The organism is Pseudomonas sp. Irchel s3a10 (genome assembly GCF_900187525.1).
GTDB lineage: Bacteria > Pseudomonadota > Gammaproteobacteria > Pseudomonadales > Pseudomonadaceae > Aquipseudomonas > Aquipseudomonas koreensis_G.
Map to the genome: position 1 here is coordinate 246,697 of NZ_FYDR01000006.1, position 16,642 is coordinate 263,338.

A 16,642-nucleotide genomic window follows, 5' to 3' on the forward strand; every position below is an offset into this window, starting at 1 on the left:
TCACTGACCCCCTGCGAGCTGGGAGTGCATCTGTTGCGTGGTCAACGGCTTGGCCGAGACCTCCCACCAGGTGTTGAGGCCTTCGTCGTACGCCGGTTGCACCGCCGGCATGCCGAAGCGGTTCTGATACACCGTCGGCGTGCCTTTGGAGTAGTAGTTGGGAATCATGTAGTAACCCCATTGCAGCACCCGGTCGAGGGCGCGGGCGTAATGCACCATGGCGTCGCGGGTATCAGCCTTGACCAGCCCGTCGATCAGTTGATCGACCGCCGGGTTGGCCAGCACCATCGAGTTCGAACTGCCGACTTGCGTGGCACTTTGCGAGGCGTACAGGCTGTACAGCTCGCGTCCGGGAGAGACGATCGGATCGCCGCTGCGCGGGAAACTGGTGACGATCATGTCGTAGTCGCGGGCGTTGAGCCGATTGACGTATTGCGCCGAGTCGATCCGGCGCAGATTGAGGGTGATGCCGATCTGCGCGAGGGTGCGTTTGAACGGCAAAAGCATGCGATCGAACCCGCCCTGACCGTCGAGGAAGGTGAACTCCAGAGGCTCGCCGGCGGCGTTGACCAGTCGGCTGTGTTGCGGCGTCCAGCCCGCCTCGGCGAGCAGCTTCAAAGCTTGCAGTTGCTTGTCGCGGATGTAACCGCTGCCATCGGTTTTCGGCGCCTGATACACCGTGGTGAACACCTCGTCCGGAATCTGCCCGCGCAACGGTTCAAGGATCTTCAATTCCTCGGCGTCGGGCAGGGCGGTGGCGGCCATTTCACTCTTCGGCCAGAAGCTGTTCTGGCGCACGTAGAAGCCGCGCATCATCTGCTTGTTGGTCCATTCGAAATCCCACAGCAGGCTGATCGCCTGGCGCACGCGGCGATCCTGGAAGATCGGGTTTTGCAGGTTGAACACGAAGCCTTGGGCCGCGGTGGGTTTCTGCGGGGCGAGGATCGCCTGTTGCAAGCGACCGTCACGCAGTGCCGGGCTGTCGTAACCCACCACGTAGCCGGACGAGGAAAACTCGCGGTTGTAGTCGAACGCCCCGGCCTGCAACAGCTGGCGCGCGACGTCGGTGTCGCCGTAGAAATTCACCGTGAGCGTGTCGAAGTTGTACATGCCGCGACTGACCGGCAGGTCTTTGCCCCACCAGTCCGGGTCGCGCTGGAAACTGATGCTGCGTCCGGCATCAACCTTGCTCACGCGGTACGGGCCGCTGCCCAGCGGCGGTTCGAAGCCGCCGCCGTTGGCGAAATCGCGCGTCTTCCACCAGTGTTCGGGCACCACGCGCAGTGTCGCCAGATCCAGCGCCAGGGTGCGGTTGAGGTTGTTCTTGAAGGTGAAGCGCACCTGCCGTGGGTTTTCGATCAGCACGTCCTGCACGTCGGCGTACTGCTGACGATAACTGAGGCTGCCCTTGGTCATCAGCAGGTTGAAGGTGTAGCGCACGTCCTCGGCGGTGATCGGCGTGCCGTCGGCGAAGCGTGCCTTGGGGTTCAGGGTGAAGCGCACCCAGAGACCCTCGGGATCGCGCTCGATCTGCTGCGCGACCAAGGCGTAAACGGTGTAGGGCTCGTCCAGCGAACGGAACGCCAGCGGCGCATACACCCAGTCGTTGACCTGCACAACGGAAATGCCCTGATCGGCATACGGAGTGATGTAGTTGTACTGGCCGATCTCCATCGACGCGCGGCTGAGCGAACCACCCTTGGGCGCCTTGGGATCAACGAAATCAAAATGCTCGAAGTTCGCCGGATACTTCGGCGCCTCGCCGTACACCGTCAGTGCATAGCTGCCAGCGGCCATTGCCGGCACGGCGGCGCAGAGCAAAGCGCCGCCGAGCAGCAGGCCTGCCATGTTGCGCAAAACACTCATGCAATCACTCCTCAAAATCCCTGGAAAAGCTCAGCTCAACCTGTGGGAGATCTACTGTGGGAGGGGGCTTGCTCCCGAAGGCGGTGTGTCAGTCAACACACCCTTCACGGATATACCGCCTTCGGGAGCAAGCCCCCTCCCACAGTGGAAACATCTCCCACAGGAGAGACATCCGGTGCTCTCGGTCAGAAGTGATACGTCATGCGCGCAAACAGCGTGCGGCCCAGCGGGTCGGTGTAGCGCGGGTCATAGCCGCTCTGGAAGTTGTAGGCCTGGTTGGAGAACGGTGGGTTGCGGTCGAACATGTTCTTCATCCCGGCATCGACATCCAGCACCTTGTTGAAGGTGTAGCCGGCCGACAGGTCCCACACCGAATACGAGGCCACGCGAGCATGGGTATCGCGGTCGTAGTCGTTGTAACCGGTGGTGAAGCGGTTGGTCAGCGACGCACGAGCTGCACCGAAGGTCCAGCTGCCGGTCAGGTTGTGTTTCCAGCGCGCGATCACGCCGTCACCCTGGAAGTCGCCGACCTTGTCAGTGAACGGGCCCTTGATGGTGCTCTGGAAGTCGTACTCGTCCACGTAGGTGCCTTGCAGGCCCAGACCGAACTGGCCGTAAGGCGTGTTCGGGAAGCGGTAGTCCAGCGACACATCGACACCGTTGGTCTCGACGATGCCGAGGTTGGCATTGCCGGTGACGATGTAGTTGAGCGTGCCGTCGGCGTTGCGCACGAAGCGATCCGGGTAGCTGCCGGCCTGATCGAACACGGTGGATTCAGGGAACGGCTGGATCTGGTTGGAAATGTGAATCCACCAGAAATCCAGACCCACCGACAGGTTGTTGACCGGCTGATAGACAAAGCCCAGGGTCACGTTACGCGCCTTCTCCGGTGCCAGATCTTCGTTGCCGCCAATCTGGTTGAGGAACTGCTGGCCGCAATCGCGCCCGCCGTTGCCACCCGGTTGCACCACGCCACCGGTACACAGCACCGGGTCGTTGTAGTAGCCCTGAGTGAAGGTGATGCTGCGCGGCGAATACAGCTCGTACAGCGACGGCGCACGGAAGCCTTCACTGTACGCCCCGCGCACCACCAGCTCTTTGAGCGGTTGATAACGGAACGAGTATTTCGGGTTGGTGGTGCTGCCGAAGTCGCTGTATTTGTCGTGGCGCACGGCGGCGGACAGTTCGAGGCTGTCGAGCACCGGCACGTTGATTTCGGCGTACGCGGCTTTCACGCTGCGGTCGCCCTCGACGCTGCCGGCCGGGTCGATGCCGAGGCTCTGAATGTCGCCGGCAAACTGCTCGAAATCCTGATGGAATTTCTCTTTGCGGTACTCGCCGCCCAGCGCCAGACCGGAGGGACCGGCACCGAACCAGTCGCCGATTTCGCGGCTGATCCGCCCGTCAAACCCGGCGACCCGACCAACAGCGGTGGAATAGGCGCCGTGGTAAGCCGCTTGATCGATGTACTGCTGACCGGCGGCCGATTGCGGGCCGAACGGGTTGAGCAGACCGCTGGCCAGGCCATCGATCATCGCCTGATCGCTGACATAACCGCTGGTGACGCTGGAGACGATTTTGTTCTGGTTGTACGAGGCGCCGACGTTGTAATCCCAACCGCCGACCAGACCGTCAAAACTCAGCAGAAAGCGCTGGCTGGTGTTCTGGTCTTTCGATTCACGCGGGCCAGCGGCGGTTTCGCGCCAGTTGACGTCGACCGGCTGCGTCGGGTCGAGGGCGAAATCGGTCGGGGCCGGGGTAATGCCGTTGCCGGGGTAGTAGGGCGACGAGGAATCCAGGCTCAAACCGGTGAGCGGGGCCGGGCCGACTGCGGTGGCGTTGTTGTTGCGCGACCAGAAGTATTCGAGGTTGACGTTGTGATCGTCGCCGAGCTTGCCGGTGGTCTTGCCGAAAAACGAAGTCTTCTCGGTTTGCGGCACCAGGTCGATGTATTCGCGGGTGCTGAAGCGGCATAGGCCATCACGGGCGACCAGGTTGGGGCCGTTGCAATTGCTGTTGGCCAACGGGTTGGTGGCGTTGCCGTTCTGGCTATAGTTGCCGGGGAATGCGGTGCCGGAGGTCTGGTCCAGGCCACGACCAGGATCGTAGTCGCGGGCGAAGGAGCGGTCGTTGGCGTCGAGGTTCTGTTGCTTGTTGTAGTTGAATACGCCGAGCACGTTGAAGCGGTCTTGCTCAAGGTCGCCGTAGCCCCAACTGGCGCTCATGTCTTTGGTGGCACCGCCGCCGCTGTGGGTCGGGGTTTCGCCACCGAGGGTGAGCTGGCCGTCGGTCAGGGATTTCTTGGTGATGAAGTTGATCACGCCGCCGATGGCGTCGGTGCCGTACAGGGCTGATGCGCCGTCGCGTAGAACCTCCACTCGCTCGATCGCGGCAAACGGGATCATGTTCAGATCCACCGCGCCGCCGGCCGAGTTGGTGCCCGACAAGGCGTTGTTCGCCAGGCGTCGACCGTTGAGCAGCACCAGGGTCTTGTTCGCGCCGATGCCGCGCATGTCGGCAAACGAAGCGCCACCGGTGGCGGCGCCGACCGAGCCGGCGCTGTTGTTGATCGACTGGCTGCCGGTGATTCGCTGCACCAGTTCGGCGGTGGTGGTCACGCCCTGTTTGCGCAGCTCATCGGCCTTGAGAATGGTGATCGGCACCGCCGTTTCCGCATCGACCCGGCGAATCGCCGAACCCGTCACTTCCACCCGTTGCAGTTGCGTGGTCGGCGCCACCACCGCTGCCGCAGCGGGCACGGTGGCGTTGTCATCCTCGGCGGCTTGCACAGTCCCGGCGCCCATCCCCATGGCCACCAGATACAACGGAACAAAACGGTGACGAGAGATCGTTGCCACCAAAGGTTTGAGCGTGAAGCGTGGAGTGTTCATCAGCATGGTTGTTTCCGACTTGTCAGACGTTATCGAATTGGCCTTGTGAGCCCCTCATTGCTCCGCTATCGGTGATACCGCGTGCGGAAAACCACTTTCTTCAAGCAAGCCGATCCCCTCCGAAGACGCGTGGCGTTTTTTCGGTCGGCTGATTGCGACGGGAGTCAGCGAACGGTGGCGGGCGTGTCCCTCAATGCGCGCCCGCCACCGCACTCAATGGGTGGTCATCACCGAAATCTTGGTAATGCCCGAGCGTTCGATGGATGCCATGGCTTTCGCCACCTGGCCGTAATTGACGGCGGAGTCGGCCTGCAACTGCACGCGAACTTCGGCGTCCTTGGCCTTTACCTCCTTGAGGCTGGCTTCCAGCGATTCCGGCGCCAGTTCGGTTTTCGCCAGGTAGAACTTGCCGTCCTGATCGACGCTGACCACCACCGGGTCTTTCTTTTCGGCGGGGGCGACGGCATCGGTTTTCGGCAGGTTGACCTTGATCGCGTTGGTCATCAGCGGCGCGGTGACGATGAACACCACCAGCAGCACGAGCATTACGTCCACCAGCGGCGTGACGTTCATTTCGCTGAGCACTTCATCGCTGTCTTGCGTGGAGAACGACATCAGCTGGCCTCCCGCACGGCGGCTGTGGTTTTGCTGGCGATGGCCTGACGGCTGATGGAAAACGCGCTGCGCGAGGCGAGCGCATCGAAGTCGTGGGCGAAGTCATCCATGTCTGCCGAGGCGAGTTTCAGGCGGCGCAGGAAGAAGTTGTAAATCAGCACTGCCGGGACCGCGACGGCGATCCCCACACCGGTGGCGATCAGTGCATGACCGATGGGGCCGGCGACCGCTTCAAGGCTGGCCGAACCGGTTTCGCCGATGCTTTGCAGGGCTTCCATGATTCCCCACACGGTGCCGAACAGACCAATGAACGGCGCGGTGCTGCCGATACTGGCGAGGATCGCCTGACCGTTTTCCAGCGAGCGGCGTTCCTTCTGGATCTGCTGGCGCAGGTTGCGCTCCAGGCGATCGGAACGGTTGATGGTGTGCGCCAGTTGTTGCGTGGTCCGCGGAGACTCTTCCACCAGCAAGGCTTCGAAACCGCTGCTGGCGATGCGCGCCAGCGAGCCCGGATACTGACTGGCGTGTTCGGCCGCGGTGAGCAGATCCGGCGCGCCCCAGAAAGCTTTGCTGAACTGTTTGTTCTGGGATTTCTGGCGCAGGTATTGCGCCGACTTGACCAGCAGGATCGCCCAGCTGACCACGGAAAACAGCACCAGGCCCCAGAGCACACCGGGGACAATCATCGAAGACAGTGAATTGTTCATCGCTACACCTCGCTTGCATTAAGTCGGTTGTGAGTTCGTCGGGTTGTGCCGTTATTGCGGCAATTTGAAATCGATGGTCTGGGTGGCGAAGCCGTCAATCGGCGTGTCACCGCGTTTGGCCGGAATGAACTTCCAGTTCTTCACCGCCGCGACGGCGGCGTCATCCAGTTGCGGCTTGCCGCTGGACTTGGTCACTGTCACCGTGCCGGCGCGACCGTTGGCCAGCACCTGAATGCGCAGCACCACGCTGCCTTCCCAATTGCGCCGCAGCGCCAGCGACGGGTATTCCGGCGGCGGGTTGCCAAGGCTGGCGAGACCGGAAATCGCTGCCGATTCCTTGACCGGGCCAGGCGCGGCGGCCGGGGCCGGTGGCGCGCTCGGTGTCGCCGGCGCAGCGGGAGCGGCCGGTTGTGCCGGGGCGGGCGGAGCTTTTGGCGGCTCGACTTTCTTCACCGGTTTGGGCTTCTCGACCGGTTTCGGTTTTTCGATCGGCTTGGGTTTCTCTACCGGTTTTGGCGGTGGCTTGACCGCGTCTTCGTCTTCCACCGGTTGTTCAGGTTCCGGAGGGGGCGGCGGCGGCGGTGGGGGCGGTGGTTCCGGTGTGGGCGGTGCCGGCGGCGTCGGGCTGGTCAACTCGACGGTCATTTCCGGAATCTGCGGCGGAGTCGGCAGTGGCTCGGGCCGGGTCTGCTGGAAAAACCACCAGGCGCCGCCGTGTATCAGCGCCGATACCGCCACCAGCAACAGCATCTGCTGTTTGTTCAACCCGCCGGGCTGCGAGGTATTGGCCGTGAAGGCTGGCCTGTCCGGCGACGGCGGGACGGGCGCTTCCCGTAACGACCCCGGCAGGGTTCTGTGCTTTACCGCATCGTTCATTAAAGCTCCCTCGGGTTGATGAAGGGCAATAAGGTGCCGTCCGAACATTGGGGTGATGTTCGAGTGGGTGGGTGTAACTTTCTTTAAGGTGTGCGCAGGCCGATAGTTGAACTATCCATTGAACAGGGCTTGCTTACAGTTACTGGCTTAGAGCCATCGACTTCGAGTGTTCATTACCCATTCCCTGGTTGTTCTGGTGCTTTATGTAGGAGCTGCCGCAGGCTGCGATCTTTTGATATTGAAAGCAAAGATCGCAGCCTTCGGCAGCTCCTACAAATTTCGTGTTCGCAGTTCAATTAGCAACCGCTGTGCCAGATATTGCTGAAATGTAGAGCGCTTATTTCATCAGTGTTACCCATGTCGCATTTATATAAGTTTTGCCTTGGTCGTGTATTTCTTCGGCCAACAGTTTCCCGTAACGCCCGTGAGTGGAGTTTTTTCAGAGGCGAGTCAGGCTCTACGCGGTATCACGCTGATCGGCGGGATAGAGCGGCGGCTTGGCTAACTGCCGGGGCACTTGCTGGTGCGCGGCGGACTGATTTGGTGCGGGTCTTTGTTTTAGCGGATCACGGCGTTTATTCCTTGTTCTTGTTTAAATGAAATCAGTGTTTTCAGTGTTGAGTAGTTCAGGTTGCTGGAGCCGTTTTGGTGCACTTGCAAAGTCATTGAAAGTTATTGTCCGACAATCTCGTCTACGCTCACTTAATACGGCGCTCGTGCAGTAACTTTTGCAGTTGTATTTAAAAAATAAATAGCACGCCATTGTCGGCGAAGAGCTCATCGCCAATCACGGTGTGCGGCCATGCAGTCAGGTAATAAAGTAAAGGCGCTCGCCGCCGGGACTGTTCGAATGAACGCGGCGTTGTGGATAAACAAACAAGCAGAGGTTGATGCGGCAGAGCGTTTGAAGATTCACGCGGTGAACTCCTTGTTGCCAGCTCGGATACGCGAACTTTTGGTTCGGTATCGCACCTTACAAGAACGCGGATAGCGTTCGATGATTGCTCTTGGTGCGGGATGGGCACCGCCAGCGCTGTTTTGCGAGGTTTGAATTCGCAAGTCGCGATTGCATGGGAAAAACGTGCCAAAGCGGATACACCCGCTATAAATAGGGCTACACAGATCTGTCGAGATCGAGGAGGGGGCATGTATCAACTGTACGGACATCGCAATTCAGGTGCCGCAGCCATCGAGGCGGCGCTGGAGTTATGCCAGATCGCCTATCGCTTTATCGATATCGAAGCCTCGACTGAGGCCGCGGAGGTACTGGCGCGCCTCAATCCACTGAAGCAGGTGCCGACCCTGCAATTGCCCGATGGCAGTGCGATCACCGAGAGTGTGGCGATTCTGATTCATCTGGGCCTGAGCTTTCCCGAGTCCGGCCTGTTGCCGGCCAAGGCTACCGATCGCGATCAGGCGATTCGCGGCATGGTCTATATCGCCAGCAATTGCTATGCGGCCATCGGCGTCATCGATTATCCCGAGCGCTGGCTGGTGATGCCGGACGAAGCCTCACGGCAGAACCTGATGGCCGGCGCACGTGAGCGCCTGCACTGGAGCTGGGAAGTGTTTGCCGACCAGTTTTCCGCCGAGTTGTACCTGGACGACGAAGCGCCCGGCGCGCTGGATGTGCTGGCGGCAGTGGTGACGCGCTGGGCGGGGAGCCGCGAGCATCTGCGCCAGACCCGTCCAGGGTTTTATGCGTGGCTGCAACGCATCGACCGGCATCCGGTGCTGGCGCCTGTCTTCGCCCGGCATTGGCCGTCCTGAACACCCGGTAAACCAATGTGGGAGCGGGCTTGCTCGCGAATGCGGTGTGTCAGTCAGAGATGTTTCGACTGATACACCGCATTCGCGAGCAAGCCCGCTCCCACAGGGGATTTGCGGTGCTCGGACGGAAGGAGATCACTCCCCGCGAATGTACTGCTCCAGCTGCTTGATCAGCTCTGCCTGTTCGGCAATCGCCTCTTTCACCAGGTCGCCGATCGACAGCAGGCCGATCAGCTTGCCGTTCTCCACCACCGGCAAGTGGCGCAGGCGTTTGTCGGACATGATGCCCAGGCAAGTGTCGACGGTCTGGTGGGTGTCCACGGTGATGACGTCCTTGACCATGATGTCGCGCACCGGTGTGCCCACTGACGAGCGCCCGTGCAGTACCAGTTTGCGTGCGTAATCACGCTCACTGATGATACCGACCACTTTTTCGTCCTCCACCACCAGCAAGGCCCCGACGTTTTTTTCGGCCATTTTCATCAACGCTTCGAGCACCATGTGATCAGGTTTGATCTGGTGCACTTCCTGATTTTTCTGATCTTTGAGCTTGAGCAGTTGGGCGACGGTCTTCATGGCGGTTACTCAGGTGTTGTCGTTGTTCTTCAAGCATCGTAGACCCTTGCGCGCAGGGCAAGGTGGCAAAGCGGCAGATAGCACGCAAAAAACGTCATTTGGCGGTTTTTCCGGGTTGGCTCTAACCCTGTGGCGAGGGAGCTTGCTCCCGCTGGACTACGTAGCAGGCCCAAACCCTGAGAATTCGGTTTGTCTGATACGCCGCATTGCCTGGTTTTGCGACTGCTGCGCAGCCGAGCGGGAGCAAGCTCCCTCGCCACAGGGGATGGGGTTATCTCGGACGATGCCGCGTAGAATGCCCCTCTGATTCAATTCCTGAGGTTGCAGTGGTGGATTTACAGCAGGGCTTCGTCCTGACCCGGCATTGGCGCGATACCCCGGCCGGCACCGAAGTCGAGTTCTGGCTGGCGACCGACGCCGGGCCGCGCCGTGTGCGCCTGGCGCCGCAGACGTCGGTGGCGTTTATCCCTGCCGCACAACGCGAGGCGGCCGAACGCCTGCTGCTTGACGAAAAGAACGTCGAACTCCGACCACTGGCCTTGCAGGATTTCGAACATCGTCCGGTGTTGGGCCTGTATTGCCAGCAACACGGCCAGTTGATGCGCCTGGAAACCGCGCTGTCCCGCGCTGGTGTCGATGTCTTCGAAGCCGACGTGCGTCCGCCCGAGCGCTACCTCATGGAGCGTTTCATCACCGCACCAGTGCTGTTCGGCGGTAGCGCCGACGCTGACGGCGTGCTGCTCAACGCCCAACTCAAACCTGATCCGAAATACCGACCGCAACTACGGCTGGTCTCGCTGGATATCGAAACCACCGAAACCGGCGAGCTGTATTCCATTGCCCTTGAGGGCTGCGGCCAGCGTCAGGTGTACATGCTCGGCGCGCCCAACGGTGACGCCAGCATCGTCGACTTCGATCTCGAATACTGTGATTCGCGCACCGTGATCCTGAAAAAGCTCAACGACTGGTTCGCCCGCCACGATCCCGACGCGATCATCGGCTGGAACGTCGTCCAGTTCGACTTGCGCATCCTTCACGAACACGCGCGGCGCCTCGGCGTGCCGCTGAAAATCGGCCGTGGCGGCGAAGAGATGCAGTGGCGCGAACACGGCAGCCGCACGCACTTCTTTGCTTCGGCGGCGGGGCGGCTAATCATCGACGGCATTGAATCGCTGCGGTCGGCGACCTGGAGTTTTCCCTCCTTCAGCCTGGAAAACGTCGCCCAGACCCTGCTCGGCGAAGGGAAAGCGATCGACAACCCGTACCAGCGCATGGACGAAATCAACCGCATGTTCGCCGAGGACAAACCGGCGCTGGCCAAGTACAACCTCAAGGACTGTGAGCTGGTCACGCGGATCTTCGCCAAGACCGAGCTGCTGACGTTTCTCCTGGAACGCGCCAGCGTTACCGGCCTGCCGGCGGATCGCAGCGGCGGCTCGGTGGCGGCGTTTACCCATTTGTATATGCCGCTGATGCACCGTCAGGGTTTCGTTGCGCCAAACCTGGGCACCAACCCGCCACAGGCCAGCCCCGGCGGTTTCGTCATGGATTCGCAGCCGGGGCTGTACGAGTCGGTGCTGGTGCTCGATTACAAGAGCCTGTATCCGTCGATCATCCTCACCTTTCTGATCGACCCGGTGGGCCTGATCGAAGGCCTGCAACACCCGGATGATGCCGATTCGGTGCCGGGTTTTCGCGGCGCACGGTTTTCGCGCACCCGGCATTGCCTGCCGTCGATTGTCGCGCGGGTCGCCGAGGGCCGCGAGACCGCCAAGCGCGAGCACAACGCACCGTTGTCGCAAGCGCTGAAGATCATCATGAACGCTTTCTACGGCGTGCTCGGCTCCAGTGGTTGTCGGTTTTTCGACACGCGGCTGGCGTCGTCGATCACCCTGCGCGGCCACGAGATCATGCTGCGCACCCGTCAACTGATCGAAGCGCAGGGCCACGCGGTGATCTATGGCGACACCGACTCGACCTTCGTCTGGCTGCGTCGCGCGCACGGGCAGGAGGAAGCGGCGCAGATCGGTCAGGCGCTGGTCAAGCACGTCAACGACTGGTGGCGCGCGCACGTACGTGAGGAGTACGGCCTGCAAAGCGCCCTCGAATTGCAGTACGAAACCCACTACAAACGCTTTCTGATGCCGACCATTCGCGGCGCCGAGGAGGGCAGCAAGAAGCGCTACGCCGGACTGGTGACCCGCGCCGACGGCAGCGAAGAAATGGTCTACAAGGGCCTGGAAACCGTGCGCACCGACTGGTCGCTGCTGGCCCGGCAGTTCCAGCAGGAACTCTACGAGCGGATCTTCCAGCGCAAGCCGTATCAGGATTACGTGCGCGATTACGTGCGCAAGACTCTGGCCGGCGAGTTCGATGAGCGACTGGTCTACCGCAAACGCCTGCGCCGTACCCTCGACGACTACGAACGCAACGTGCCGCCGCATGTGCGTGCGGCGCGGCTGGCCGACGATTACAACGCGCAGCAGGGTCGCCCGCGGCAATACCAGAACGGCGGCTGGATCAGTTACGTCATCACCCTGGCCGGGCCGGAACCGTTGGAAGTGCGCCGCGCCGCGATTGACTACGACCACTACATCACCCGCCAGCTGCAACCGGTGGCGGATGCGATCCTGCCGTTTGTCGACGACGATTTCTCAACCTTGATCGGGGGGCAACTGGGCCTGTTTTGAGTCCAGCAGTTGCAGGGTCCATTCATCGAGGATGCCGTGGAAGTAGCGCTCCAGTGCCTGAGCAAACAGGCAATCTTCGGCGCTGAACTGCGCAAACAGGGTCATCGAGGAGTGGAATTTCAGGTCATCCGGGTGGCCGAAAATCTCGGCAATCGAACGCTGGCGGAGGTTCAGCACCAACTGCGTGCAGGTACGCAGCCGTGCACCGAGCAGGTCGTGGGCCAGATAGGCCCGCGCCTCGTCAGCGGATTGAATGGCGAAGCGTCTGGACATTTCGCTGCCGCCCAGCCCGGCGAACTGCGGGAACACAAACCACATCCAGTGGCTGCGCTTGCGCCCCTCGTTGAGCTCACGCTGGACCCGTTCGAACACCGGATCCTGGGCCTGGACGAAACGCTGCAGATTGAACGGGTCGTACTGATCAGTGCTTCTCATGACGAAGCCCTCGCCAGCAGCCAGCGACTCAGACCATCGCCAGCCGCTGCTTGCGTTGTGGCGCTTTGAATACCTGGTCCAGCGCCGCCAGATCCCCGGCATCCAGTTGCAACTGCGCCGCTTGTGCATTGAGTTGCACATGTTCCGGTCGCACAGCTTTGGGAATCGCAATTACACCATCCTGACGCAGAATCCACGCCAGCGAAACCTGCGCCGGGGTCACGTTGTGACGAGCGGCAATCTCTTTCAACACCGGTTCGGCCAGCATCGCACCGCCCTGGCCGATCGGGCAGTACGCCATCAACGGCAGGCGCTGTTGTTGGCACCATGGCAGCAAGTCGAATTCGACGCCGCGCTCCTCCAGGTTGTACAGCACCTGATTGGTCGCGCAGGCCGGATTGGTCAGCTCTTCGAGGTCATCGACGTCAAAATTCGACACTCCCCAACGCCCGATCTTGCCGTCCTCGCGCAGGCGTTCGAACGTTTCGACGGTTTCTTCCAGCGGATACTGGCCGCGCCAGTGCAGCAGATAGAGGTCGATGTAGTCGGTGTCGAGCCGGCGCAGACTGCGCTCGCAGGCTTGCGGGATGCCTTTGCGGCTGGCGTTGTGCGGATAGACTTTGCTCACCAGAAACACCTGATCACGCAGGCCGGCAATGGCTTCGCCGACCACGCTTTCGGCACCGCCTTCGGCGTACATTTCTGCGGTGTCGATGAGGGTCATGCCCAACTCGATACCTTGTCGCAGCGCGGACACTTCACGCTGGTGCGCCGAACGGTCTTCGCCCATGCGCCAGGTGCCCTGGCCAATCACTGGAACCTGCACGCCTGCCAGTTCAAGGGTACGCATTCAAACCTCCTGTGCTGATGGTCATACCTTAGTGGGCAGCAGGATAGCGCAGGGGTTCCATGGGGCTCAAAAGCAAAAGATCGCAGCCTTCGGCAGCTCCTACAGGAGGGATGGGGTCCCACTGTAGGAGCTGCCGCAGGCTGCGATCTCTTGATCTTCAGCTTTTACCTGGCAGAAAACTTCAACACCACTTTATGGTTGTAAGTCTGCCCCGGATCAAGACGCGTGCTCGGGAAGTCCGGCTGATTCGGCGCATCCGGATAGTGCTGGGTCTCCAGGGTAAACGCGCCCCAGTGCGGATAGACCTTGCCACCCTTGCCCTTGACCGTGCCATCAAGGAAGTTGCTGGTGTAGAACTGCACGCCAGGTTCGCTGGTGAACAGCTGCAGATGCCGCCCTGACTGCGGATCGCTGACCTCGGCGGCGACTTTGCTCACATCACCTTTGGTATCCAGCACCCAGTTGAAATCGAAGCCACCCTGTTTCGGCTCGGCGAATTTCAGCTGTGGGTGATCAGCCTTGATGTGCGTGCCGATCGCGGTGGGTTTGGTGAAGTCCATCGGTGTGCCGGCCACTGGCGCCAGTTCGCCGGTCGGGATCAGTTTGCCGGTGACCGGGGTGTAATGGCTGGCGTGCAAGGTGGCAACCTGCTGGAGGATGTCGCCATTGCCGGCGCCGGCGAGGTTGAAGTAGCTGTGGTTGGTCAGGTTGAGCACCGTCGGTTTATCGGTGCTGGCCTTATAGTCGATACGCAACTCGTTGCTGTCGGTCAGGCGGTAGGTCACTTCGGTGGTGAGGTTGCCGGGGAAGCCCATTTCGCCGTCTGCCGACAGATAGGTGAGGGTCACGGCGACTGAATCCTTGTCTTTGGTTTCCTGCGCTTTCCAGACCTTCTTGTCGAAGCCCTGAGTGCCGCCGTGCAAAGCGTTGGACTTGTCGTTCTGCGGCACCTGATAGCGCTTGCCGTCGAGTTCGAACGCACCGTCCGCGAGTCGATTGCCGAAACGGCCGATGGTCGCGCCGAAATACGCCGTGCCTTTCTGGTAACCCTGGACATCGTCAAAGCCGAGCACCACGTCAGCGGCTTTGCCGTGTTTGTCCGGCACCAGCAGTGATTGCAGGGTGGCACCGTAGGTGATGACAGTCGCCTGCATGCCGTGGCTGTTGCGCAGGATGTATTGCTCGACGGGCGTGCCGTCATTGGTTTTGCCGAAGGCTTTGTGTTCAGCGGTCAGGCCCGCCGCATTGGCGGAAAGGGTGGCAATCATCAGAGACAGTCCGAGGCCGGAGAGCAGGTGACGTGATTGAAGCATGGTTGACCTTCCTTTTTGTTGTTGTTTTGAAAACACCACAATTCCCCTGTAGGAGCTGCCGCAGGCTGCGATCTTTTGATCTTCGTTTTTTAGAATCAAGATCAAAAGATCGCAGCCTGCGGCAGCTCCTACACGGTACTAGTCAATCTATTTTGGCGTCTGAAGAAGATTTATAGTTGATTGATCGTGTATTTCAACAATAAAGACTGACTAATTGGCTTGGCGCTCCTTCGCCGTCAATCGACCGGGAAAATCCGCCACTGCACTTTTTCGCAATTGCCGGCTCTATCCATGGCCAGGATGCGGCGACGCCCGCCGCACAGGAATGTGCCTGTTCGAGAATTCATGCCGAGAGTTTTTCATCAGATCGCCCGATTTGTTCACCGCCCGTGCCTGATGCTGGCCTGTCTGTCATTGCTGTCTGTCAGCGGTTGCTCGCATCAGGACGGCAATGGCTTTATCGCTCAGATGCGTGAAGGACAACCGCAGGAATTCCTGCAGACCAGCGTTGACCGCATGGCCACGCTGGCGATGCGCGACAACCTCAACAGTCTTTATCGGCTAATGGGCAAGCTGTACCTGCGCAACCCGGAAGAACTGCGCAAATCGGGATTCCTCGACATCAACACCGCGGTGAAACAGGTGCGCCTGGCGGTCGAGCAGCAACAACCGTTGCCGGTGCTGGGCGGCCGCAAGGATCTGGCAGCGCTCAGCTATGCGATGAGTCCGGAGTTTCTCGGGGATCGGGTCGGCGCCTTTATCTATGCCATCGGCAGCATGCTGGTCACCGCCCACGGTAATCGCGTCGAGTTCTACATGACTGATGCGATCAACCCGACCTTCGTCCACAACGCCGCGCGCAACATCGAGAAAGCCACGTGGATTCTGGCCCAGCGCCAGAACAAGGAAGGCCAGCCGTTGCTGTTCTCCAACGAAATCTCGGAGGAGGGCAGCAACCTCAGCTTCGCCACCGAGTTCGGCAAGATCGTCGCGCGGCTCGATCTGCTGACGCAGATGCTCGACGAGCGCTACCGGCGCATCGGGTTGAATTACGCGCAGAGTCTGTTGTTCCTGAATTTCCTGCCGGTGCAATAAAACCCGTGGGGAGCGGGAGTGGTATCGAGAAGGCATAACGATAGACCGCATCGATATATGTGGTTATATGAAAAATCGCTATGCTGCGGGCCAGATTTTTCCTGTCGTTTTTCTGGACGTCTTAATGGAATTGGCAAATTTCGGCCTGGTGATTGCCGGGCTGGTGGTGGGTTTTATTGTCGGCATGACCGGTGTCGGCGGCGGTTCGTTGATGACGCCGATCCTGCTGTGGTTCGGCATCAACCCGGCAACAGCGGTGGGCACTGACCTGCTGTATGCGGCCATTACCAAATCCAGTGGCGTGCTGGTGCACAAGAAGAACAACAACATCGACTGGGCCATCACCGGATGGCTGACACTCGGCAGCGTGCCGGCAGTCGCCATGACGTTGTGGTTTCTCAGCACCCTGCACACCGCGCCCGAAGCGATGAACGCGATCATCAAACAAGCCTTGGGCTTCGTGCTGTTCGCCACGGCGCTGGCGATTCTGTTCAAGAAGCGTCTGCTCGAATTCGCCCACAAACGCGCGGGCGGCAACTACAACCCGAGCGGCGCGCGCCTGAATGTGATGACGGTGATCACCGGGTTGATCCTCGGCACCATGGTCGCCCTGACCTCGATCGGCGCCGGCGCCCTCGGCACGGTCGCGCTGTTCATCCTCTATCCGCTGCTGCCGACCCGGCGGCTGGTCGGCACCGAAATCGCCCACGCCGTGCCGCTGACGCTGGTTGCAGGGCTGGGCCACGCGAGCATGGGCAACATGGACTGGGGCGTGCTGGGCTTTTTGCTCATGGGTTCGTTGCCGGGCATCTGGCTCGGCAGCCACCTGACCGGGCGCATTTCCGATGAATTGCTGCGCCCGTGCCTGGCGACCATGTTGCTGTTGATCGGCTACAAACTGGCGTTCTGAACCAGCCCTTTCGAGACGCCGCAGTCCCCTGTAGGAGCTGCCGCAGGC

Annotated in this window: 13 protein-coding genes; 4 read left to right on the top strand and 9 right to left on the bottom strand. The window is 60.7% G+C overall.

What is annotated here, in order from left to right:
• The 5 genes from CKW11_RS19110 to CKW11_RS19130 form a co-directional block, all read right to left on the bottom strand.
• The gene (locus CKW11_RS19110; protein WP_095138763.1) at window positions 1-1,866 is read right to left on the bottom strand and encodes an extracellular solute-binding protein; all 1,866 of its coding nucleotides are present in this window, start codon (window positions 1,864-1,866) and stop codon (window positions 1-3) included.
• Between the two features lie 185 nt (window positions 1,867-2,051).
• A complete protein-coding gene (locus CKW11_RS19115; protein ID WP_177440019.1) occupies window positions 2,052-4,763 on the bottom strand; it encodes a TonB-dependent receptor in 2,712 nt (903 codons plus the stop codon).
• Window positions 4,764-4,970: 207 nt separating this feature from the next.
• Window positions 4,971-5,372: a biopolymer transporter ExbD gene (locus CKW11_RS19120; RefSeq protein ID WP_007918272.1), complete on the bottom strand. Its 402-nt coding sequence runs from the start codon at window positions 5,370-5,372 to the stop codon at window positions 4,971-4,973.
• On the bottom strand, window positions 5,372-6,079 hold the full coding sequence (locus CKW11_RS19125) for a MotA/TolQ/ExbB proton channel family protein (RefSeq protein WP_095138764.1): 708 nt from the start codon (window positions 6,077-6,079) through the stop codon (window positions 5,372-5,374). The genes CKW11_RS19120 and CKW11_RS19125 overlap by 1 nt, the downstream gene beginning before the upstream one ends.
• Before the next feature lie 51 nt (window positions 6,080-6,130).
• Window positions 6,131-6,955: an energy transducer TonB gene (locus tag CKW11_RS19130; RefSeq protein ID WP_095138765.1), complete on the bottom strand. Its 825-nt coding sequence runs from the start codon at window positions 6,953-6,955 to the stop codon at window positions 6,131-6,133.
• Between the two features lie 1,146 nt (window positions 6,956-8,101).
• Between CKW11_RS19130 and CKW11_RS19135 the strand changes: the two genes are divergently transcribed.
• Complete coding sequence (locus CKW11_RS19135) at window positions 8,102-8,725, top strand: glutathione S-transferase N-terminal domain-containing protein (protein WP_095138766.1); 624 nt, start codon at window positions 8,102-8,104, stop codon at window positions 8,723-8,725.
• 135 nt (window positions 8,726-8,860) lie between these two features.
• On the opposite strand, the gene CKW11_RS19140 is transcribed toward CKW11_RS19135, so the two are convergent.
• On the bottom strand, window positions 8,861-9,301 hold the full coding sequence (locus CKW11_RS19140; RefSeq protein WP_095138767.1) for a CBS domain-containing protein: 441 nt from the start codon (window positions 9,299-9,301) through the stop codon (window positions 8,861-8,863).
• A gap of 329 nt (window positions 9,302-9,630) precedes the next feature.
• Here CKW11_RS19140 and CKW11_RS19145 point away from each other — a divergent pair, with 329 nt between their 5' ends.
• Window positions 9,631-11,991, top strand: coding sequence for a DNA polymerase II (locus CKW11_RS19145; RefSeq protein WP_177440020.1), 2,361 nt, complete (start codon window positions 9,631-9,633; stop codon window positions 11,989-11,991).
• Here the strand turns inward: CKW11_RS19145 and CKW11_RS19150 are convergent.
• From CKW11_RS19150 to CKW11_RS19160, 3 genes are all read right to left on the bottom strand, one after another.
• Complete coding sequence (locus tag CKW11_RS19150; protein WP_095138769.1) at window positions 11,956-12,426, bottom strand: DUF1810 domain-containing protein; 471 nt, start codon at window positions 12,424-12,426, stop codon at window positions 11,956-11,958. The two genes, CKW11_RS19145 and CKW11_RS19150, sit on opposite strands and share 36 nt — an antisense overlap.
• Before the next feature lie 28 nt (window positions 12,427-12,454).
• A complete protein-coding gene (locus CKW11_RS19155) occupies window positions 12,455-13,276 on the bottom strand; it encodes an aldo/keto reductase (protein ID WP_095138770.1) in 822 nt (273 codons plus the stop codon).
• Between the two features lie 164 nt (window positions 13,277-13,440).
• Window positions 13,441-14,589, bottom strand: a complete 1,149-nt coding sequence (locus CKW11_RS19160) for an aldose epimerase family protein (RefSeq protein WP_095138771.1) — start codon at window positions 14,587-14,589, stop codon at window positions 13,441-13,443.
• 345 nt (window positions 14,590-14,934) lie between these two features.
• Between CKW11_RS19160 and CKW11_RS19165 the strand changes: the two genes are divergently transcribed.
• A complete protein-coding gene (locus CKW11_RS19165; RefSeq protein ID WP_095138772.1) occupies window positions 14,935-15,684 on the top strand; it encodes a hypothetical protein in 750 nt (249 codons plus the stop codon).
• A gap of 124 nt (window positions 15,685-15,808) precedes the next feature.
• Window positions 15,809-16,594: a sulfite exporter TauE/SafE family protein gene (locus CKW11_RS19170; protein ID WP_064586898.1), complete on the top strand. Its 786-nt coding sequence runs from the start codon at window positions 15,809-15,811 to the stop codon at window positions 16,592-16,594.
• Window positions 16,595-16,642 lie beyond the last annotated feature (48 nt).